We start from the raw sequence: 300 nt of genomic DNA on the forward strand, positions 1-300 counted from the left end.
ATGAGCGGGCGCACGTCACTAATCGTTGTTGTTGGGGCAGGTCTTGCATTCGCCGCGCTGGCGTTCGGCGTCATGCGGCGCAGCGAGGCAACCACGGATTTCCGGCAAGCTGCTGTCGCTGACCTGCACGCGGCCGAGAACTACAACGGGTTCATTCATCAGGTGGCCGAACATGCCCCGGAGGGCATGAAAAAGACCGTGGCCACCGCGTGGGCGAACTGCGCTCGCATCAGCACCAAATGGGTAGGCCGTCTGCCCGTGTCGTCTGGCCCTTCGCAGCACGAACTAGACGTGTGCGAG

1 protein-coding gene is annotated in these 300 nt (G+C 63.0%); it reads left to right on the plus strand.

The features are described 5' to 3' along the window. Positions 1-300: hypothetical protein (locus HMPREF2886_RS34870; protein ID WP_218189079.1), on the plus strand; the 300-nt coding region annotated here is incomplete at both ends.

This window comes from Pseudomonas sp. HMSC066A08, from assembly GCF_001813025.1.
GTDB lineage: Bacteria > Pseudomonadota > Gammaproteobacteria > Pseudomonadales > Pseudomonadaceae > Pseudomonas > Pseudomonas aeruginosa.